Origin of the sequence: Streptomyces glaucus, from assembly GCF_039533365.1 — a bacterium.
GTDB classification, from domain to species: domain Bacteria; phylum Actinomycetota; class Actinomycetes; order Streptomycetales; family Streptomycetaceae; genus Streptomyces; species Streptomyces glaucus.
The window spans coordinates 63,073-83,371 of record NZ_BAAATK010000014.1; the positions used below are offsets into that span (position 1 = coordinate 63,073).

Below are 20,299 nucleotides of genomic sequence, written 5' to 3' on the forward strand. Positions count from 1 at the left end.
CCGGTATACCGCAGCCCGTGAGGTCACTTCAGCGTTTTGTCGACATGCCCACAGAGAGACAAGTCAAACACAGATCGCCCAACTCCCCTCACCGGCGCGGCCGTCACGGACACCGGCACATGCGTTCGCACAACACGAAGGCCCGGATCCCTTCCGGGACCCGGGCCTTCGTCGACGCCGCCTGTCATGGCGGCGACTTCAGTAGCGGGGACAGGATTTGAACCTGCGACCTCTGGGTTATGAGCCCAGCGAGCTACCGAGCTGCTCCACCCCGCGCCGTTGTGTCACCTACCGTATCACGGCGCGGGGCGGGCCTGTGACCGGCCTGCGTCCTAGCTGCTCGCTCCGGGGCCTCCGCCCCCGCCTCCCTGGGTCCGGTCGGCCCGGGACTGCGCCTCCTCGGCCCGCCGCAGGGCGTCCTCCAGGTCCTGCTGGGCCCTGCCGTACGCCTCCCAGTCGCTTTCCTTGAGGGCTTCCTGGCCGGCCTCGAAGGCCTCCTGGGCGTCGTCCAGCGCCTCCTGGACCGTCGGGTTGTCGGACGTCGGCGGCGGCGGTGTCGTGGTGTCGCCCTCGTCCGGCGGCTCGGTGGCCGGGCCCTCCGCCCCGAAGACCTTGTCGAGCGCCTCGTCGAGGGTGTTCTCGAAGGCGGTGGCGCCTCCGTAGGTGACCAACACCTTCCGCAGCAAGGGGTACTTCAGTCCACCACCGCGTACGTAGACCGGCTCCACGTACAGCAGTCCGCCGTCCAGCGGCACCGCCAGCAGGTTGCCGTACTCGACGTTCGAGTCGCCACGGGTCAGCAGGTTGATCGTCTCGGCGATGTCCTGCTCGGAGTTGAACTGGCTCTGCACCTGCTTGGGCCCGTTGACGGTGGTGTTCGTCGGCAGTTTCAGGATCCTGATCGTGCCGTACCCTTCGGTGCCCGCCTCGGCGTCGACCGCCATGAAGGCGCTGAGGTTGTCCCGGCCGTTCGGCGTGAACGTCGTCGTCAGCGAGAAGACCTGGGACTGCTGGTCGGGCATCTTCATGCTCAGGTAGTACGGCGGCACCGCGTCGCCCGTCTTGTTGGTCGGGTCGTCCGGCACCTGCCACACCTCGCTGCCGCTGAGGAACGTGGTCGCGTCCTCCACGTGGTAGCGGGTGAGCAGCTCCCGCTGGACCTTGAACAGGTCCTGCGGGTAGCGCAGGTGGGCCATCAGGGAGTCGGAGATCTCGGCCTTCGGCTCCACCGTGCCCGGGAACGCCTTCATCCAGGTCTTCAGGACCGGGTCCTGGGTGTCCCACTGGTAGAGCTCGACCTCGCCGGTGTACGCGTCGACGGTCGCCTTCACCGAGTTGCGGATGTAGTTGACCTGGTTCTGCTGGGCCACCACCGCGCGGTTGTCGTTGGTCGCGGTCAGCGAGTCGGCCGTGGTGTCGCCGAGGGTCGTACGGGAGGAGTACGGGTATCCGTTGGTCGTCGTGTACGCGTCGACGATCCACTGGATACGGCCGTCCACCACCGCGGGGTAGGCGTCGCCGTCGATGGTCAGCCACGGGGCGACCGCCTCGACGCGCTCCTTCGGCGTGCGGTTGTACAGGACCCGCGAACCGTCGCCGATCGCACCGGAGTACAGGATCTGCGGCTCGTTGAACGCCAGCGCGTACGCGGCCCGGTTGACCGGGTTGGAGAGGTCGACCCCGCTCTTGCCCCGGTAGCTGGTGGTCTTCTCGCCCTTGTCGTCGGAGTAGTCGATCTCCTTCTGGGGACCGCCGACGATCGAGTACGTGGTGGTCTTCTCGCCGTAGTAGATCCGCTGCTCGTACGTCGGCAGGTCACCCTTGGACGGCAGGTCGGACTCCGTGAAGACCGGGCGGCCCTGGGAGTCGGCGCTGGTGCCCTCGGCGGCGACGACCCCGTATCCGTGGGTGTAACGGAAGTGGTCGTTGATCCAGTTGTTCTTCGGGATGCCGTTGAGGTTCAGCTCGCGCAGACCGATGACCGTGTCCTGGTCCTTGCCGTCCTTGGAGTAGCGGTCGACGTCCAGGTTGGTCGGGAACGCGTAGTAGTTCCTGATCTGCTGGAGCTGCTGGAACGTCGGCGAGACGATGTTCGGGTCCATGATCCGGATGCTCGCCGTGGCCTCGACGTCGTCCCGCAGCGCGGCCTTGTCCGTCGTCCTGCCCGTGCCCGGGTAGTCGGTGACCTTGGCGTCGTCGATGCCGTACGCCTCACGGGTCGCCTTGAGGTTCTTCTGGACGTACGGCGCTTCCTTGGCCTGCTCGTTGGGCTGCACCTGGAACTTCTGCACGATCGCCGGGTACAGGCCGCCGATCAGGATCGCGGAGAGCACCATCAGGCCGAAACCGATCACGGGCAGCTGCCAGGTGCGCCGCCACAGGGTGGCGAAGAACAGCAGTGCGCAGATGACCGCGATGCAGAACAGGATCGTCTTGGCCGGCAGGTAGGCGTTGGCGTCGACGTACCGCAGGCCGGTCCAGTTGTCGGTCGCCTTGAAGTCGCTGGACTTCACCGCCAGTCCGTACCGGTCGAGCCAGTACGCGACGGCCTTGAGCGCGACGAAGACGCCGATGAGCACCGACAGGTGCCCGGTGGCCGCGGCCGTGGCGCGCGCGCCGGGGCTGGTGACGCGCAGACCGCCGTACAGGTAGTGGGTGAGCGCGGCGGCGATCACGGAGAGGATGACGGCGGCGAAGCCGAAGCCCAGCAGGAACCGGTACCAGGGCAGGTCGAAGGCGTAGAAGGAGACGTCGAGCCGGAACTGCGGGTCCTTCTCGCCGAACGGCACGCCGTTGACCCACATCAGCCAGGTCCGCCACTGACCGGAGGCCGAGGCCCCGGCGATCAGGCCGACCAGGGCGGTGATCCCGAGCAGCAGCCACTTCTTGTACGGGGCGATGCCCATCCGGTAGCGGTCGAGGTTCTGCTGCTCCATCGACATGGCGCTCAGCGGGGGCCGCAGCCGGTGCGCCAGCCAGATGTTGAGGCCGACGGCGAGGGCCATCAGCAGACCGAAGACGAGGAAGAGCCCGATCTTCGTCCACAGCGTGGTGGTGAAGACGGACGAGTACCTCACCGACCGGTACCAGAGCCAGTCCGTCCAGAAGCCCGCGAACATGGTGAACGCCATGCCGAGGACGGCCAGGACGCCCAGCGTCATGAGCAGGGTCCGGACCCGCCGGGAGGGGCGGCCCACTCTCATCCGTGGCCCCGTCGGGCCTCCGCCGCGGTCCGGCATCTGGAAAGCCAAGGTGCGCACCTCGAAGTCGCTGTTGATCCGTCAGGCCCGCGTGTTCGCGGCCCCTCCGTGGTCCCCCCTGTTCGCGGGCCCACACCTATGCAACTTACTCACCGTTTACTCGGTTCCCGATTTCGGCCGGGAACGAGGCAGGATTGTGACCATGTCCAACACTCCCATGGCGGCGAGCCCGCTGACCCGGGCCGTGCTCGAGATCGACGAGTACGTCTCCGGCCTCGGCTGGGACCAGCCCGCCCGCCTCTTCGCCCTCGTAGACACCGCGCGGCTGCGGGCCGAGCAGCCCTCGCTCGCGGACCGGCTCGGTCTTCAGGGCGAGTCCGAGACCTCCGGTCTCACCCCGATCGAGCAGGACGAGATCCCGGCGGACCGGCCGCTGGACGAGTTCCTGGGCACCATCGCCTGGCCCGACGCCGTGGCCGGCTGCGCGCTCACGGTGGAGCGGCTGATGCTGCCGCCGTCCGCGGAGGCCCAGGTCCCGCAGGACCTGGACGAGGCCGCGCTGGCCCGGTGGGTGGCCGACCACCCCGAGCGGCAGGAGGTCCGCATGACGGTCGCGGTGCTGCGCGAGGGCGCCCGCGAGTCGGCCCTCAGGCTGCGCGAGAAGGACTCCCCGACCGAGGTCCTCACGGGCTCCGACCTGGTGCCGGGTCTGGCGGAGGCGCTGGCGGCGACGTTCGCCGAGTAGTCCGCGGGCCCCTCGGGGTCCGCGGTGCTACCCGGCCGCGCACCTCGGCAGGTCGTCCGTCCGCCCGGAGCGGATGTCCTCGAGGGCGTCGAGGGCGTCGTCCATGGTGCTCACCTTGACGAGGGTGAGCCCCTCGGGGGTGTCCCTGGCGGCGGCCGCGCAGTTGTCGGCGGGCGTCAGGAAGAACCGGGCGCCCTTGCTGCGCGCGCCGACGGTCTTCATCTCGACGCCGCCGATCGGGCCGACCTCGCCCTCGTCGTCGATGGTCCCGGTGCCGGCCACGAACTTGCCGCCGGTCAGGCTGCCCGGGGTGAGCTTGTCGTAGATGCCGAGCGCGAACATCAGTCCGGCGCTCGGCCCGCCGACGTCGGCGAGCTCGATGTCGATGGTGAAGGGGAACGTGTGGTCGGTCCCCGCGGAGATCCCGACGACGGCGCGCCGCTCGCCGCCGTCGTCGGAGGCCGCGGTGGTGATCGTGACCTGCTCGGTCGCGGTGGCCGTCCGGTTCTCCTTCTCGGCGGCCGCCTGCTCCTTGGCGGGCACGATCGTGAAGACGACGTCCTCGCCGGGCTTGTGCCTGGTCACCAGCTCGGCGACGTCGGCGGGCCGCTCCACGGCCGTGCCGTCGACGGCCTTGATCACGTCACCGGCGTGCAGCTCGCCCTCCGCGGGGGACCCCTTGACGACCGTGGAGACGATCACCCATGACCTCACCGGGATGCCGAGCTGCCTCAGGGCGGCGACCTTGGCGCTCTCCTGGGACTGGCTGAACTCCTCGGCGTTCTCCTGGGTGGACTCCTCCTCGGTCTTGCCGTCGGGGTAGAGCGTGTCGTGCGGCACGACCTTGTTGTCGTGCGCGAGCCAGCCGTAGACGGCCTCGACGAGGTTCATCCGGTACTCGGCGCTGGTGACCCGCACCGTGGTCATGTTCAGGTGCCCGCTGGTGGCGTACGTCTTGCGCCCGGAGATGCGCAGCACCGGCTCGCCGTCGTGCTCGCCGAGGGTGTTCACCGTCGGCCCCGGGGACATCTCCGCGTACGGCACGGGGATGAACACTCCCGCGCACAGGAGCGCGATCAGCATCAGGGTGGAGGCGAGCATCGTCGCAGTGCGGCGTGGCATGCCTCGACAGTACGGGACGCTCCTGTCAGCACACCGTCAGGGCCGCCCGTCCGGGGCGGCCCTGCTGTCTCCAGCGTCTGTGACCTGCTGTTTCCCGGTCGTCAACGGCCCGAGCGGCTCTTCTCCATGGCGTCCCGGAAACGGGCGTAACCGATCAGCTCGGGGCCGTCGCTCCGCACCTTGCGGGTCCGATTGGCCCAACTGCCCCACAGGGCCGCGCCGATCGCGGCCACCAGCGGAATCAGCAACCAGGCGAGCGCCGCCATGCCGACCTCCCAACCCCAATGAGCGTCCGCAACCGACTGATCAGCAGATTAACCATCCGCAGTGACAACGCTCACGTCAGGGGTGCGGTTACGCAACCGGAGGACCGGCGGAAGAGTTGAGCACCGATCGGGCGGGGCGCGCGGGGTGCCGGGTGCCGGAGATCAGCAGGCGCCGACCCACTCCTCGGTTCCGTCGGAGAACTTCTGGTGCTTCCAGATGGGCACCTCGTGCTTGAGGTCGTCGATCAGCTTCCGGCAGGCCTCGAAGGCCTCGCCCCGGTGCGGGCACGACACGCCGACCACGACGGCGAGGTCCCCCACCGCGAGGTCTCCCACCCGGTGGACGGCCGCCAGGGCCCGCACGGGGTACTCCGCGACGACCTTCTCGGCGATGCGCCGCATCTCGGCCTCGGCGCTGGGGTGGCAGGAGTACGCCAGCGCGGCCACGTCGGCACCCCCGTCGTGGTTCCGCACCGTCCCGACGAACAGCGCGGTCCCGCCGGCCGCGTCGTCCCCGACGGCCCGGAGGACCTCGTCCACCGAGAGCGCGGTGTCGCGGACGGCGATCAGCTTGACGGGGTCCCGCGCGGCCTGCTCACCGGGATGATCGTTCGTGGATGCCATGCCTCCATCGTGCCGCACGCCGGCGACCCGCGGAATCCCGTGGGGGGTGGGCCCGCGCGGAACGGCGGGCTTCCCCGGGACGTTCCGGGGGCCTGCCCGGGGCCCTTCAGGGCTTTCAGGGGCGCCCGGGGGCTTGCGGCGAGGAGAGCGGGCTCTTCTCCCGCCGGGCGTCCGGGGACGGCGCCTAAGACCCTCAGATCCGCCGCCGGGCCTTGCGGGCGCGCCGTACCACCGCGGCCGCGCCGAGCAGCGCCACCGTGGCCCCCGCGGCCCCGGCCGCCGTCGCGTCCTTCCGGCCCAGCCGCCGGCCGGCCACCGTGTGCCGCCCGGAGACCTCCTCCAGGAGCTCGGCCAGCACCTCCTCGTTGGTGTACTTCGGCCGCCACCCCGCCTCGTGCAGCCGGCTCCCGCTCACCACCCAGGGGTACATCGTGTACGCCAGGTCCCCGGCCGGCGAGGGCGTGAGCCCGATCCGGTGCAGCCGGGCCGCCGCCCCGAGCGCGACCGCCGACGGCAGCTCCATCCGCCGGATCCCGCTCAGCTCCTCGATCTCCTCCTGCTCCAGCCACCCGTCGCACCCCACCGCCAGCTCGCCGTCCACCTTCTCCAGGACGGCGTACTCCAGCGCACTGCACAGGTCCTCGACGTGGCAGAACTGCCAGGCGGGCCGCGACCCGGCGACGACCAGCAGCCGAGGCGACTCGAAGTACCGGGTCAGCGCGGTGTCCGTGCCCCCGACCAGTACGGCCGGCCGGACGACGGTCACATTGAGTCCCGGATGCGCCCGCGGCGCCCTGCGCGCCAGCCGCTCGATCTCCAGCAGGTCCCCGACCCCGGTCGCCTCCGCCGTCGCCCGCAGTTCGGCGTCCTCCGACAGCGGCAGCTCGTTGTCCGGCAGCGCCCCGTAGACCATCGCCGAGGTGCACAGCACCACCCGGTGCACCCCGGCCGCCGCGGCGGCGGTCAGCACGGTCTGCGTCCCCCGTACGTTGTAGGCCGTCCGGGCGGCGGCGTCGCTCTCCAGGTCGAGGTCGAGCGCCAGGTGCACCACCACGTCCGCCCCGCGCAGCTTGTCGGCGATGGCCGGATCCCGCACGTCCAGGATGTGCCACCGGGCGGACGCGCACGCGCCGCGCCGCTCGTCGATGGCGACGACCTGCCTGACCTCGGCCGAGGCGGCGAGCCGCTCGGTGAGCAGCGCGCCCACCCCGGAGGCGGCGCCGGTGACCGCGACGACGGGCCCGCGCGCCGCGGCCGTCCCGCCGGCGCGGAGCGGCGCCGTCGAAGGGCGGTGGTCGGGCGACGGGTGGGCTGACTGGTTTCGCGCTGCGCGAACCTGCGGATCTGGGGAACTCACCGGGCGTCTCCAGCGGTTGTCTTCAGTACGGGCGCGAGTGACGCGTACGTACCAGGTGGCATCCATCCTGCCGCAGGCCGTCAGTCGGCGAAGCACCGAGGCTCGAACGGCTTCGGGTGTCTACGCTGGGTGGTGTTGTCGGGCAGCCCGTGCCGCCGGAGAGAACCGGCGGCCCTACCAGCCGAGGAACCCCGTGAGTGACACCCCATTCGGATTCGGCCTTCCGCCGGAGGAGCCGGACGACGGCGACGAGGGCAAGAAGAAGGACCAGCAGAGCGGTGGTGGTCAGGGACCGGCCAACCCGTTCGGTTTCGGGCTGCCCGGAGCCGGAGGCACGGGGGGCGGGCCGGACAACCCGTTCGCCGCCATGTTCGGTTCGCTGAACCCCACCGACCTGGGCGCCGCCTTCCAGCAGCTGGGCCAGATGCTCTCCTACGAGGGCGGCCCGGTGAACTGGGACATGGCCAAGCAGATCGCCCGCCAGACGGTCTCCCAGGGCGCCCCCGGCGGCACCAAGGACGCCAGCGTCGGCCCCGCCGAGCGCAACGCCGTCCAGGAGGCCGTCCGCCTGGCCGACCTGTGGCTGGACGACGTGACCGCCCTGCCCTCCGGCGCCGCCTCCGCGGTGGCCTGGAGCCGCGCGGAGTGGGTCGAGGCGACCCTGCCCGCGTGGCGGGAGCTCGTCGACCCGGTCGCCGAGCGCGTCGGCACGGCCATGGGGGACGTCCTGCCGGAGGAGATGCAGGCCATGGCCGGCCCGCTGATCGGCATGATGCGCTCGATGGGCGGCGCCATGTTCGGCACGCAGATCGGGCAGGCCGTCGGCGTGCTGGCCGGCGAGGTCGTCGGGTCGTCCGACATCGGCCTCCCGCTCGGCCCGGCCGGCCGGGCCGCGCTGCTGCCGGTGAACATCGAGACGTTCGGCAAGGACCTGGGCGTGCCGAAGGAGGAGGTGCGGCTGTACCTCGCCCTGCGCGAGGCCGCCCACCAGCGCCTCTTCGCGCACGTGCCGTGGCTGCGCTCGCACCTGTTCGGCGCGGTCGACGGCTACGCGCGCGGGATCAAGGTCGACACCGCCCGGCTGGAGGACGTGGTCGGCCAGTTCGACCCGCAGAACCCCGAGCAGCTGCAGGAAGCCCTTCAGCAGGGCATGTTCCAGCCGGAGGACACCCCGGAGCAGAAGGCGGCCCTGGCCCGTCTGGAGACGGCCCTGGCGCTCGTCGAGGGCTGGGTGGACGCGGTGGTGCACGCCGCGGCCAAGCCGCGCCTGTCGTCGGCGGACGCGCTGCGCGAGACGCTGCGCCGCCGCCGCGCCTCGGGCGGCCCGGCGGAGCAGACGTTCGCCACGCTGATCGGCCTGGAGCTGCGCCCGCGCCGCCTGCGCGACGCCTCCCGCCTGTGGGCCTCGCTCACGGACGCGCGCGGTGTCGACGGCCGGGACGCCCTGTGGGCCCACCCAGACATGCTGCCGACCGCGACCGACCTGGACGACCCGGACGGCTTCGTGCACCGCGAGCAGATCGACTTCTCCGAGCTGGACAAGATGCTCGGCGAGGCGGCCGGCAAGCCCGACCTGAAGAAGAAGGACGACGCGGGCCGGGACGACGACCACGAGGGCGACGACGCCGGGTGAGCCTGTACGACGACGCGGTCCTCGTGCTCAAGGGGTACGAGGACCAGCGGGAGCTGCGCCAGGCGTATCTGGACCACCTGGCGGCGCACCCGGACGGCATGTGGAAGTCCTGCTCCGCCGGTCACATCACGGCGAGTGCCCTGGTGATCGATCCCACGGGCGGCCGGGTCCTGCTCACCCTGCACCGGAAGCTGCGGATGTGGCTGCAGATGGGCGGCCACTGCGAGCCCGGGGACTCCTCCCTGGCGGCGGCGGCGCTGCGGGAGGCCACGGAGGAGTCGGGCATTGCGGGGCTGACGCCGCTGCCGGGCGGCCCGGTGCGGCTGGACCGGCATCCGATCCCGCCGCCCTGTCACCGCCACTACGACGTGCAGTACGCGGTCCTGGCCCCGCCGGCCGCCGTGCACGCGATCAGCGACGAGTCGCTCGACCTGCGCTGGTTCCCGTACGCCGAGGTGGCGGACGTGGCCGACGACTCGGTCGTGCGCCTGCTGGAGGCGACGCGCGCGCGGCTGTGAGTTGTCGCCGCGCGCAGGACGCGCGCGGGGCGGCCGTCGAGACGGCCGCCCCTCCCGCCCGCTCCCCGGACGGTCAGCTCCAGACGTTGCCCTGGTTCTGGCCGCGCGCGCCCTGCTGCCCCAGGCCGTACTGGGCGGCCGGGCCCGAGCCGATCCGGGCGTTCTGCGGCGGCAGCAGCTCGCTGGGCTGCACGAGTGCGAAACCGGTGCCCATGAAGCCGAGCTCCCAGCCCTCACCGGTGGTGCCGCGGCGCCGCCACACCCCGGAGGAGTGCGTCTGGGCCTGCATCTGCACCCGCAGGCCGGTGGACCAGGCGACGATCGCGTCGGCGTCGCAGTTGACGTACCGGTCGGGCGTCACCCGCAGCAGCAGCGGCGCGCCGGAGGTCGTCAGGGCGACCTTGCCGCGGCCGGTGATGTTGAGCTGGTACTTCCCCGAGCCGGAGATGCCGTGGAGGCTGTCGACGGCGACGACCTCGTGGTGCAGGGAGGAGTCCATCGCCAGCACGTAGCCGCTGTCGACGGTGAGGCCGTCCTGCTCGACCTCCATGACGTGCACGTGCTGCGCGAGGTTGGCGAGGTAGACGGTGCCCTGTCCGTGGCAGCGCATCAGGTCCAGGCCCTCGCCGGTGCGCGCCCGCGCGCGTGCCTGGCCGCGGCTTCGGTGCTCGGCGTCGAACTCGACCATTCCCTGGTAGGCGACCATCGTGCCCTTGCGGGCGAGGATGTCGTCGTGGCCCTCCAGGGTGACGCGGAGCATCTGCTTGTTCTGCAGGCTCCAGCGCTGCTGGGTCTGCTGGTCGTGGTAGGCGAAAAGCGGGCTCTGCATGGTGTGGTTGCTCCCCTTCAGCCCCGGACGCGGAGGCGGTCGGTGCTGTCCTCGCTGGGCTGGACGACGACGATGCCCTGACCGGAGAAGGCCATCTGGTAGGCCTCGCCGCTGCCGCGGCCGATCAGCGACTGCGCCCGGAAACTGCGCTTGCCCTTCACTTTCAGGTTCGGGGACCAGGCGACGAGCGCGTCCGGGTCGACGTACGTCTCGTCCTCGCCGCCGCCGCAGTCGACGACGACGGGCTTGCCCCGGGAGGTCAGCGCGACCCAGCCCTGCCCGGAGATCCTGGTGTTCCACAGGCCCTGCCCGGCGAACTTCGCCAGGCCCTTGACCCGCTCCACGCCCCAGGTGAGGTGGGCGTCGAAGGCGAGCAGGTTGGTGGCGTTGACGGAGATGCCGTCGCCGTTCAGGTCGATCACGACGACGTTCGCGCCGTAGTCGGCGAGGTAGAGCAGGCCGTCGCCGGAGCACTTCATCAGGGGCGCGCCCTCGCCGGTGATCCAGTCCCGGGCGACCTGGCGCACGGCCGGCGGGTTGGGCTCGTACTGGATGAAACCCTCGTAGGCGACCATGGACCCCACGCGCGCGAGGAGGTCGTTCCCGGTCTGCATGGCCACCTTCAGCATGTGGTTGCCGTGGTTCTCCATGCGGGCGGTGACGGGTGCGGGGGCGAAGCCCGCGAGCGGCTGGTTCATGACGGGCTCCCTCTAGACCTCGTACGGCTGGACGACGATGAAGTTGCCGGGCGCGCCCCGGAACTGGAGGTTGACGCTCTCCCCGGTGTCGCCGGGGTGGGCGCCGCGGCGCATCCGCACCTGGCTGGAGACGACCACCTGGGCGGCGGCCGACCAGGCGACGACGGCGTTGCAGTCGGCGAACGTGGTGGGCGTGACCGGCAGGACGACGGGCGTGCCGTGGGTCTTGACGACGATCGTGCCGGTGCCCTGGAACTGCATCGTGAACAGCGCGCCGCCGGGGATGCCGTGCCCCTCGATGCGGCGGACCTCGTACGCCAGGCTCTCGTCGAAGGCGAGGACGTTCTCGGCGGAGACGCACACGGCGTCGCCCTGGAGCTCGACGGGGTGCAGCATGGCGGAGTTCTCGGCGAGGAACACCTGCCCCTTGCCCGAGCAGCGCATCAGCTGCATCTCCTGACCGGTGGCGTTGCCCACGACCCGGCCGGCGAACCCGGCGCCCTTGTAGCCGAAGTCGACCTTGCCCTGGTAGAGGACCATGCTGCCCTGCCGGGCCAGCACGGGCTGGTCGCCGATGCCGAGGTCGACGCGGACGAGCCTGTTGTTCTGCTGCGTCCAGCGCTGCCCGGTGGGCGTCTCCCGGAACTGCTGCAGCGCGGCGGCCACGCCGGGACCCTGCGGCGCCGCGGCCCGGGGGGCTCCGTAGGGCGCCTGCGGGTCCGGAGCCTGGCCGAACGGCGGCTGCTGGCCGTAGCCGGGCGGCGGGGGCGGCTGGTGACTGTAGCCCGGCGGCGGGGGCGGCTGCTGTCCGTAGCCGGGCGGCGGTGCGGGAACGTGCGGGGCCTGGGGCGCCTGGGGCTGGGCGTGGCCGGGCGGGGGCGGTGCGGGCCGGCCCGGGGCCGCGCCGTACGGAGTCTGCGGCCCGCCGTGGGGCGCGGCCGGTGCCGGGCCCGGGGGCGGGACGGTCCCGCCGGGCGGGGTGTGCAGGGGCGCGACGACGGTCGGCGCGGCGTGCACCCCGGGCGCGGGGGCCGGGGGCGGGGTCGCGCCCGGCGGGGGTACGGCGCCCGGTGCGGCGGGCCGGGGAACGGCGGGGGCGGACGCCGGGGTGCCGGGAACGCCGAACGCCGGCGGGGCTGCGGCCTGGGCGGGCGGGGCGAATCCCGGGACGGCGTCCGCCCGGGGCTGCTGCGGGGCGGGGGTCTCCTCCTCGGCGACCTCGCCGCCGAAGTTCTTCAGCAGCGCCTCCAGGCCGCCGTCGAAACCCTGGCCGACCGCGGCGAAGCGCCAGACGTCCTTGCGGTAGAAGTCGCCCAGCATCACGGCCCGCTCGGTGGAGAACTCCGAGCCGTCGAAGGGGTACCGGGCCACCTCCTCGCCGCCGGCGACGATACGGAGGTATCCGGGGGCGATCTGCGACATCTGTCCGGCTCCGTCGATCGTCGCCGTGAAGGACAGCCTGTGGATCTGCGACGGGATCCGGTCCAGGGTGACCCGGAAGGACTCCGTGTCGCCCGCCTGGGGCCCCAGGAGCTGGACCGCCTCCTCGGGGGACTTCGGCTGGTTGTAGAACACGAAGTACCGGTCGTCCGAGAGCCGTTCGTCGGCGTCGAGGCCGAAGCAGCTGATGTCGAAGGTCAGACCGGGACCGGAGATCTGCACGCCCACGTACAGATCCGTGCCCGCGGTGAGGTCACTGATCCTGGCCTTGTGGCCGCGTTGGAATTCCCTGGCCATGCGTAACGACCGTCCCCCATCCCGAATGTGAGTGCGTCGCGCCAGGCTAACGGCAGAATCGGACACCGGCGGCAGTCGGTACAGACCCGGTACACAACCCTCGCTCAGCCGTATCGGCCGCTCCGCGGCCGGAGGCGGTCACTCATCCCGTGCGCCGGGCGCATGGGGCAGCCGGCCGGCGGCGGCCACGCCCTCCAGATAGCCCCGGGCGCGTTCGGTGCGGGGATACGCCTCCAGCAGCCGCCAGAAATCGGGCCCGTGCCCGGGCACGAGCAGATGCGCCAGTTCGTGCAGGAGGACGTAGTCGACGACGTACTCGGGCATGCCCTGCAGGCGGTGCGACAGACGGATGCTGCCCTCGGCCGGGGTGCACGAGCCCCAGCGCGTGTTCTGGTTGGTGACCCAGCGGATGGAGGCGGGCCGGGCACGCCCGTCGAGGTGCTGGGCCGACAGCCGCTCGGCGCGCTCGGCCAGCTCGGCGTCGCCGAGGATCCGCTTGCTCTCCTGGGCGGCCAGCTTGTCGAGCATGACGCCCACCCAGCGCCGCTCCTCCGCCTCGGACATCCGGGCGGGGATGAGCACGACCACGCGGTCGCCCTCGCGGTACGCGGAGACCGTCCTGCGTCGGCGGGCGCTCCTGCGGACCTCGATCACGCTCGCCTCCGGGCCGCTCGGCGGCGGGGTCGCCGGCTCGCGCTGCGGCGTTCCGGCGCGGTGCAGTGGGTCGGCGGACACGCCCCGACGTTACCCGCTGCACGCGGGGAAGTCCCGGCTCCGGGACGGTTCGGTGCCGGTCCCCTCTCCGCCGCGCTCGATTCGTACGACTAACACCTGCCGCCTGTGGACAACTTTCGGCACTCCGCCGCGCACCCGGGCATGCTGGCTTCCACCGGCGGAGCCGTGACCGGCCTCCGCCGGCACATGGGGCAGAGGGACTTTCCACGAGGGCTACGGGGGCCTGTCATGCATCCGATGGTGAAGCCCGCGCTGCGGCGCGGCTGGCGCGATCTCAACACCGTGCAGTTCGGGATGACGCCGGCGCACGCGATGACGCTCGGCCCGATGGACACGGCGACCGGCAGTTTCCTGGAGTTGCTCAACGGCACCCGCGGGCTGGCGCTCCTGCGCGAGGAGGGACGCCGCATGGACCTGCCCGACGGCCATGTGGACGCACTGGTGGAGCGGCTGGCGGAGTCGGGACTCCTCGACGACGCCAGGGGCGGCGGGCCCGCGGCCGACGCCCTGCGCGGGAAGAAGGAGGTCCTCGACCGGCTGCGCCCCGACCTGGCCTCGCTGTCCCTGACCGCCTCCGAACCGGGTGACGCGATCAGCCGCCTGGCCGCCCGCCGCTCGCTGCGCGTGCAGGTCAGGGGTGCGGGCCGGGTGGGCGCGGTGCTGGCCTGCCTGCTGTCGGGCGCGGGGGTCGGCGAGGTCGACGTGCGCGACGGCGGCCGGGTCGAACCGTGGGACCTCGCGCCGGGCGGACTGCCCGCGGAGGCCGTCGGCGACCGCCGGGACGAGGCGGCCCGCCGTGCCGTGCGCCGGGCGGCGCCGGACCGGCCGCCGCGCCGCGGCCCCGCCGCCCCGCCCGACGACGGCCCGGGGTTCTCCCTGGTGATCCTCGCCCCGCGGGACGACGTCGCCGTCCACGCGCCCTCCCCGTCCACCGCCGACCCCCTCATGGCCTCGGGCATGCCCCATCTGTACGCCGGTGTCGTGGAGGGCACGGGCGTCGTCGGTCCCCTCGTGCTGCCCGGCGAGACGGGCTGCGCGGGCTGTCTGCACGAGGACCGCACCGATCGGGATCCGGCCTGGCCGCGCCTGGTCGCTCAGTGGCGCTCCGGGAAACCGCGGCAGGCACGGCCCTGCGATCTGACGCTGGCCACGGCCGTCGCCGGCCTCGCCGCCGCCCACGCGCTCGCCTTCCTGGACGGCCGGGCGCCGTCGAGTGCCGGTGCCCGCTGGGAGGTGTCGCTGCCCGGCCTCCACTGGCATGCGCGACCGGTCCCGGCGCACCCCGCATGTCCGTGCGGGGCCGCGGAGAAAGGTGAGGGAGAACACCTCGCCGAGGACGGGCGGCCCCGCGAGACAATGGCGGGGCAACGGCCGTCGGAAGCACGCCGTACGGCAGGGGCGGCGCGGCTGGCTGGGACCTGGAGGGCGCATGTCTGATCTTCCCCGGAAGGCGGTCACCCGTACCGCCAAGCTCGCCGCGCTCCCGCTCGGCTTCGCCGGCCGGGCGACCTGGGGGCTCGGCAAGCGGATCGTCGGCGAGTCCGCGGAGATCGTCGGCCGTGAACTGCAGCAGCGCACGGCCGAGCAGCTGTTCAAGGTGCTCGGCGAGCTCAAGGGCGGCGCGATGAAGTTCGGCCAGGCGCTGTCCGTCTTCGAGTCGGCGCTGCCCGAGGAGGTCGCCGGCCCCTACCGGGCCGCCCTGACGAAGCTTCAGGAGGCCGCGCCGCCGATGCCGACGCGCACCGTGCACGCCGTGCTCGGGGAGCGGCTCGGCGAGGACTGGCAGGACCTGTTCCTGGAGTTCGAGGACAAGCCGGCCGCCGCGGCATCGATCGGCCAGGTGCACCGGGGGGTGTGGCACGACGGCCGCGAGGTCGCGGTCAAGGTGCAGTACCCGGGCGCGGGCGAGGCCCTCCTGTCGGACCTGAACCAGCTGAGCCGATTCGCCCGTCTGCTGGGCCCCCTGGTTCCCGGCATGGACATCAAGCCGCTGATCGCGGAGCTGAAGGACCGGGTCTCGGAGGAACTGGACTACGGCCTGGAGGCCCAGGCCCAGCGGGCCCACGCCGAGGAGTTCGCGAACGACCCGGACGTCGTGGTGCCGGACGTGGTCCACCAGTGCGAGCAGGTGCTGATCACCGAGTGGATCGACGGCGTCCCGCTGTCGGAGATCATCGCGGACGGCACCCGGAAGCAGCGTGACCGGGCCGGCCAGCTCCTGGCCCGTTTCCTCTTCTCCGGCCCTGCCCGCACCGGTCTCCTGCACGCCGATCCGCATCCCGGCAACTTCCGCCTGCTGCCCGGCGGTCCGGGCGGTGAGGACGACTGGCGCCTGGGCGTGCTGGACTTCGGCACGGTCGACCGGCTCCCCGGCGGCCTGCCGGCGCCGATCGGCGAGTCCCTGCGCATGACCCTCGACGGCGAGGCGGGCGCCGTCTACGAACTCCTGTGCACGGAGGGCTTCGTCAAGGAGTCCATAGACCTCGATCCGGACGCCGTCCTCGACTACCTCCTGCCGATCATCGAGCCGGCCCAGGTCGACGAGTTCACCTTCACCCGCGGCTGGATGCGCAGTCAGGCGGCCCGGATCGCCGATCCCCGCTCCCCCGCCCACCAGTTGGGCAGGCAGCTCAACCTGCCCCCGGCGTACCTGCTGATCCACCGGGTGACGCTGAGCACGATCGGTGTGCTCTGCCAACTGGGCGCGACGGTGCGGCTGCGTGAGGAGCTGGAGGAGTGGCTGCCCGGGTTCGTCCTCCAGGAGCCGCTGGAGGAGGAGCCGGCGGCGGAGGCATGAGCCCCCGCCACCGCCGGGCCGGGTCCAGCCGTCCCCCGACGGCCCGGGGTCTCCCGGGAACAGCGGGCGCGGGAGAAGCGGCGGACGCCGCTTTCCGCGGAGCGGGCCCGGACGGGTCGCGGGGCCTCGCCCGCGGTGCCGCGGCGGGCGCGCCCGCGGAGCCGGGGCTCCGTGGTGGAGTCGCCGTCGCCACGGCCGCCGGCGGGACTCGTCGTCCGGTGACGGTTTTCCCGCGGCGGGGCGCCGGCGGGCGGAACGCACCGCGGAGGCCGGTCCGTTCGGCACGGACCGGCCCCCGCGTCGGAGAGCTCCGCCTCCCGGGCCGGGAGGCCACCGCTTCGGGTGGGCCGGTTACTGCATGACCGCCATGGCGAGCGCACGCCGGGCGCGCATCGAGGCGCGCTCCGCCCGGCGCTGCATCCGGCGGGCGGCCGCCAGGCGCAGCGCCTGGCGTTCCCGCTCCGCCTCACGCAGTCGCTCGTGCATATGCACTCGGGCCATGGCTTCTGGGATGAGTTGCATCTCTCGGGTCCTGTTCTGACGCGAGTCGTTCGCGCCGCTGGTGGTGAAGTCTTCGGTCGCGGAGCCTGCGGGCTCGTGGGTGGACGGCTTCATCGGGGCCTGCTTCTGGGGGTCGTGCGTGAGGGGACGGTCGATCGTTCCTGCGGTGTTCATGCCGTGACCGGGTTCTTGCGCGGGCGGCCACGCGGCCGCTTCCGGGCGACGACGACACCTTGGACGAACAGCTCGCCGCCCCAGACACCCCAGGGCTCGCGCCGCTCCTTGGCACCGGCGAGGCAGGCCTCGATCAGCGGGCAGGTGCGGCAGAGGGACTTGGCGTACTCGACGTCCGCCGGCGACTCGGCGAAGAAGACCTCCGGGTCGTTGGAACGGCAGGGGACGGGTACGCCGAGGCTCTCGATGGCGTCGTCGAGCGCGGTGAGCGCGGTCAGCGGGGTCAAGGTGGGATCCTCCGTGGGGCCGGGCTTGGGAATCGTGCCGGAAGGCGGTACGGACGGGGCGTGCGCTTCGAGTTGCACGGTTCGTCTTCCTCGTCTGGTCGTTCCGGCCTGTTGGCCGGGGGCGGCTTGGTACCGGGTTCTTTTCTTGTCCCGAGGTCCCTTCGTTCTGCCGTCCCCGTTCGGGGAAAACAGAAGGGCCGCGGATCCCGGATGGGGTTCCGCGGCCCTGAAGGCGCCGGCCTGATCATCGATCAGGCTGGATCACTCCAGGGATCTGGCCCACGGAAGGCCCACATCAGGTGGTGCTGCGTCGTCTGCTTCCGGAATCCGGCACCGGTCGCCGCAAAGGCATAGGCCTGCGCCTGTGCCGCTACCGCTTCCGGTGCCTTGGTCGGTCGCTCATCGCGCTCACGGACGACGAGGCCCGCGGGAGCGACGGAGGACGCCGGACGCACGGCGGAAACGCCGGACAGACCGGTGCCCAGGTGGGAAACGCCGAGCATGCACAGGGAGACGGCCGAGCGATCGGTCATTTTCACGGTGCTGATGAAGCCGGTGTTGATGCTGATCACTGGACTCGCCTCCTCTCGGCGTCTCGGGGGACCGGATGAACCAGTCCGACGGATATGCAAGTACAACACGGAATCAGGGCCTCCGAGAAGGCCGCCGTTCCCGTGTCCAAGAACCTATGGGGATTGCTGGGGCATGCGCAAACTATTTTTTCGACGAGTTGGCATCAGCTCTCCTCGTCAAGCCCGTCACCTCCCCGGCCTGCGCAGATGGCCAGAACGTCGGCTCCGTAGCGGTTGAACTTGCGCATGCCCACGCCCGGGATCCGCACCAGTTCGCGCTCGTCCTCGGGTGCGGTCTCCGCGATGGCGATCAGCGTCTTGTCGGTGAAGACGCACCAGTCGGGCTGCCCGCTGCGCCGTGCCTGGACCGCGCGCCACTCGCGCAGCCTCTCGTACAGGCCCTCGTCCATGTCGGAGGGGCAGTCCTCGCAGCGCATCAGTTTCATCTCGCCGGCGTCGGTCAGCGTGCGTCCGCAGACCCGGCAGCGGGCCGGGGTGCGCCGCGTCCGTCGCGGGGCGGTGCCCGCGGGCCCGCCCGCGGAGCCCCGCTCCACGCCTGCGGTGCCGCCCGCGGCACCGCGGCCGCCGGTGGCCGCGGTGCCGGGGCGCAGCCCGTCGAGGAAGCGGCTGGGGCGGGGGCCGGGACGGCCGCCGGGCGAGCGGGCGAGCGCCCAGGAGATGTGCAGGCGTTCGCGCGCGCGGGTGACGCCGACGTAGAGGAGGCGGCGCTCCTCCTCGATCTGCTCGTCGGTCTTTGCGTAGGTGATCGGCATCATGCCCTCGGCGACACCGACCAGGAAGACGACGTCCCACTCCAGGCCCTTGGCCGAGTGCAGGGAGGCGAGGGTGACGCCCTGCACGGTCGGGGCGTGCTGGGCGTTCGCCCGCTCGTCGAGTTCGGCGACGAGATCGGCCAGGGTGGCGCCGGGTCTGGCGGCGGCGAAGTCCTGGGCGAGGTTCACGAGGGCGGCCAGGGACTCCCAGCGCTCCCGCACGGCGCCGGAGCCGGCCGGGGGCCGGGGTGTCCAGCCCTCCCCCGACAGCACGGCGCGCACCTGGGAGGGCAGGTCGACGGCGTCGTCGAGGAGGGAGTCGTTGCCGCCGAAGCGGGCCGCGCCGCGCAGGGCGATGCCGGCCTTGCGCACCTCGGGGCGGTCGAAGAACCGCTCGGCGCCCCGCAGCTGGTAGGGGACCCCGGCGTCGGCGAGAGCCTGCTCGTAGGTCTCCGACTGGGAGTTCGTGCGGAACAGGACGGCGATCTCGCCGGCCGGGACTCCGGCGTCGACGAGTTCGCGGATGCGCCGGGCGGCGCCCTCGGCCTCGGCGGGCTCGTCGGGGTACTCGGTGTAGACGGGTTCGGGGCCCGGGGGCCGCTGGGAGACCAGTTCCAGGCGGTGGTCGGCGGCGCGGCCCCGGGCCTGGGCGAGCAGGCCGTTGGCGAGGTGCACGATCTGGGGGGTGGAGCGGTAGTCGCGGACCAGCTTGACGACGGTGGCGCCGGGGTGGCGGGCGCGGAAGTCGAGCAGGTGGTCGGGGGTCGCTCCCGTGAACGAGTAGATCGTCTGGCTGGCGTCGCCGACCACGCACAGGTTGTCGCGGTCGCCGAGCCACAGCTCCAGCAGGCGCTGCTGCAGGGGGCTGACGTCCTGGTACTCGTCGACGACGAAGTGCTGGTACTGGGCGCGGACCTGTTCGGCGATGTCGTGCCGGTCCTGGAGGATGGCCACGGTCAGCAGCAGCACGTCCTCGAAGTCGATGACGGCACGCTCCCGCTTGAGGTCCTCGTAGGCGGAGTACAGCTGGGCGATCTCGGCCGGGGCGCGGGGGGCCTCCCGGCCGGCCCGGGCGGCCGCGAGCGGGTAGTCGGCGGGGACGGTCTGGGTGACCTTGGACCACTCGATCTCGGCCGTGACGTCCCGCAGCTCGCCCCGGTCGAGGCGGATGCGGCAGGCGGCGGCCGCGTCCGCCACGAGCTGGATCTTGCGGTCGACGAGCCGGGGCATGGAGCCGCCGATCGCTTTCGGCCAGAAGTACTGGAGCTGGCGGAGCGCCGCCGAGTGGAACGTACGGGCCTGGACGCCGTGGGCGCCGAGCTGGCGGAGCCGGCCGCGCATCTCTCCGGCGGCGCGGTTGGTGAAGGTGACGGCGAGCACGCTGGAGGGCTGGAGGATGCCGGCGCGCACCCCGTAGGCGATCCGGTGGGTGATGGCCCGGGTCTTGCCCGTGCCGGCGCCCGCCAGCACGCACACCGGGCCGTGCAGGGCGGTGGCCACCTCGCGCTGCTCGGGGTCGAGCCCTTCGAGCACCTCGTCGGCCCCGCTCGGTGAGGCCGGCGCGGAGGAGCCGCTGGGGCCCTGTGAGAAGAGAGTGGAGTGCGTTGCTGCTGTCACACGGCCATGCTGCCAGGTCGCCGGAGACGGGTGAGACGGTCGTCCACAGGCAGGCGCCGATAGTCGTACGGATGCGGCAGGCGTCACGTGCGCTCGGCGCCGTCCGCGGGAATG

General features: G+C 72.3%; 18 protein-coding genes and 1 tRNA gene. 5 read left to right on the forward strand and 14 right to left on the reverse strand.

Going from position 1 to position 20,299, the window contains the following annotated elements:
• Nucleotides 1–202: 202 nt before the first annotated feature.
• Together ABD363_RS13200 and ABD363_RS13205 are read right to left on the reverse strand one after the other, a co-directional pair.
• Nucleotides 203–276, reverse strand: a tRNA-Met gene (locus ABD363_RS13200).
• Between the two features lie 56 nt (nt 277–332).
• Nucleotides 333–3,239 carry a UPF0182 family membrane protein gene (locus tag ABD363_RS13205; protein WP_344603003.1) on the reverse strand — a complete coding sequence of 969 codons (2,907 nt, stop codon included), beginning with the start codon at nt 3,237–3,239 and terminating at the stop codon, nt 333–335.
• A 163-nt stretch (nt 3,240–3,402) separates the two neighbouring features.
• Between ABD363_RS13205 and ABD363_RS13210 the strand changes: the two genes are divergently transcribed.
• Nucleotides 3,403–3,945, forward strand: a complete 543-nt coding sequence (locus ABD363_RS13210; protein WP_344602860.1) for a PPA1309 family protein — start codon at nt 3,403–3,405, stop codon at nt 3,943–3,945.
• 27 nt (nt 3,946–3,972) lie between these two features.
• On the opposite strand, the gene ABD363_RS13215 is transcribed toward ABD363_RS13210, so the two are convergent.
• The 4 genes from ABD363_RS13215 to ABD363_RS13230 all read right to left on the reverse strand — a co-directional run bounded on the left by ABD363_RS13215 (nt 3,973) and on the right by ABD363_RS13230 (nt 7,314).
• Nucleotides 3,973–5,067: a YlbL family protein gene (locus ABD363_RS13215; protein ID WP_344602862.1), complete on the reverse strand. Its 1,095-nt coding sequence runs from the start codon at nt 5,065–5,067 to the stop codon at nt 3,973–3,975.
• 101 nt (nt 5,068–5,168) lie between these two features.
• Complete coding sequence (locus ABD363_RS13220; protein ID WP_344602864.1) at nt 5,169–5,333, reverse strand: hypothetical protein; 165 nt, start codon at nt 5,331–5,333, stop codon at nt 5,169–5,171.
• Nucleotides 5,334–5,495: 162 nt separating this feature from the next.
• Nucleotides 5,496–5,957: a molybdenum cofactor biosynthesis protein MoaE gene (locus tag ABD363_RS13225; protein ID WP_344602866.1), complete on the reverse strand. Its 462-nt coding sequence runs from the start codon at nt 5,955–5,957 to the stop codon at nt 5,496–5,498.
• A 193-nt stretch (nt 5,958–6,150) separates the two neighbouring features.
• A complete protein-coding gene (locus ABD363_RS13230; protein ID WP_344602868.1) occupies nt 6,151–7,314 on the reverse strand; it encodes an SDR family oxidoreductase in 1,164 nt (387 codons plus the stop codon).
• A gap of 193 nt (nt 7,315–7,507) precedes the next feature.
• Here ABD363_RS13230 and ABD363_RS13235 point away from each other — a divergent pair, with 193 nt between their 5' ends.
• Entirely contained in the window at nt 7,508–8,947 is a 1,440-nt protein-coding gene (locus ABD363_RS13235) for a zinc-dependent metalloprotease (RefSeq protein ID WP_344602870.1), read from the forward strand.
• Nucleotides 8,944–9,465 (forward strand): NUDIX hydrolase, encoded by a 522-nt coding sequence (locus ABD363_RS13240; RefSeq protein ID WP_344602872.1) that lies wholly within the window; start codon nt 8,944–8,946, stop codon nt 9,463–9,465. The genes ABD363_RS13235 and ABD363_RS13240 overlap by 4 nt, the downstream gene beginning before the upstream one ends.
• A gap of 73 nt (nt 9,466–9,538) precedes the next feature.
• Here ABD363_RS13240 and ABD363_RS13245 read toward each other — a convergent pair whose 3' ends face one another.
• From ABD363_RS13245 to ABD363_RS13260, 4 genes are all read right to left on the reverse strand, one after another.
• Nucleotides 9,539–10,294 (reverse strand): AIM24 family protein, encoded by a 756-nt coding sequence (locus ABD363_RS13245; protein WP_344602874.1) that lies wholly within the window; start codon nt 10,292–10,294, stop codon nt 9,539–9,541.
• 17 nt (nt 10,295–10,311) lie between these two features.
• The gene (locus tag ABD363_RS13250) at nt 10,312–10,992 is read right to left on the reverse strand and encodes an AIM24 family protein (protein WP_344602876.1); all 681 of its coding nucleotides are present in this window, start codon (nt 10,990–10,992) and stop codon (nt 10,312–10,314) included.
• 12 nt (nt 10,993–11,004) lie between these two features.
• Entirely contained in the window at nt 11,005–12,729 is a 1,725-nt protein-coding gene (locus ABD363_RS13255) for a TerD family protein (RefSeq protein ID WP_344602878.1), read from the reverse strand.
• Between the two features lie 138 nt (nt 12,730–12,867).
• Nucleotides 12,868–13,464: a M48 metallopeptidase family protein gene (locus tag ABD363_RS13260; RefSeq protein ID WP_344602880.1), complete on the reverse strand. Its 597-nt coding sequence runs from the start codon at nt 13,462–13,464 to the stop codon at nt 12,868–12,870.
• 228 nt (nt 13,465–13,692) lie between these two features.
• On the opposite strand from ABD363_RS13260, the gene ABD363_RS13265 reads away from it, so the two are divergent.
• Together ABD363_RS13265 and ABD363_RS13270 are read left to right on the forward strand one after the other, a co-directional pair.
• Nucleotides 13,693–14,901 (forward strand): TOMM precursor leader peptide-binding protein, encoded by a 1,209-nt coding sequence (locus ABD363_RS13265; protein ID WP_344602882.1) that lies wholly within the window; start codon nt 13,693–13,695, stop codon nt 14,899–14,901.
• The gene (locus ABD363_RS13270; protein ID WP_344602884.1) at nt 14,894–16,261 is read left to right on the forward strand and encodes an ABC1 kinase family protein; all 1,368 of its coding nucleotides are present in this window, start codon (nt 14,894–14,896) and stop codon (nt 16,259–16,261) included. The genes ABD363_RS13265 and ABD363_RS13270 overlap by 8 nt, the downstream gene beginning before the upstream one ends.
• 351 nt (nt 16,262–16,612) lie before the next feature.
• Here the strand turns inward: ABD363_RS13270 and ABD363_RS13275 are convergent, their stop codons facing one another.
• The 4 genes from ABD363_RS13275 to ABD363_RS13290 form a co-directional block, all read right to left on the reverse strand.
• Nucleotides 16,613–16,936: a hypothetical protein gene (locus ABD363_RS13275; protein WP_344602886.1), complete on the reverse strand. Its 324-nt coding sequence runs from the start codon at nt 16,934–16,936 to the stop codon at nt 16,613–16,615.
• On the reverse strand, nt 16,933–17,301 hold the full coding sequence (locus ABD363_RS13280; RefSeq protein ID WP_344602888.1) for a WhiB family transcriptional regulator: 369 nt from the start codon (nt 17,299–17,301) through the stop codon (nt 16,933–16,935). The genes ABD363_RS13275 and ABD363_RS13280 overlap by 4 nt, the downstream gene beginning before the upstream one ends.
• Nucleotides 17,302–17,474: 173 nt before the next feature.
• The gene (locus tag ABD363_RS13285) at nt 17,475–17,795 is read right to left on the reverse strand and encodes a hypothetical protein (RefSeq protein ID WP_344602890.1); all 321 of its coding nucleotides are present in this window, start codon (nt 17,793–17,795) and stop codon (nt 17,475–17,477) included.
• 164 nt (nt 17,796–17,959) lie between these two features.
• Nucleotides 17,960–20,185 carry an ATP-dependent DNA helicase UvrD2 gene (locus ABD363_RS13290; RefSeq protein WP_425577981.1) on the reverse strand — a complete coding sequence of 742 codons (2,226 nt, stop codon included), beginning with the start codon at nt 20,183–20,185 and terminating at the stop codon, nt 17,960–17,962.
• Nucleotides 20,186–20,299: the final 114 nt, after the last annotated feature.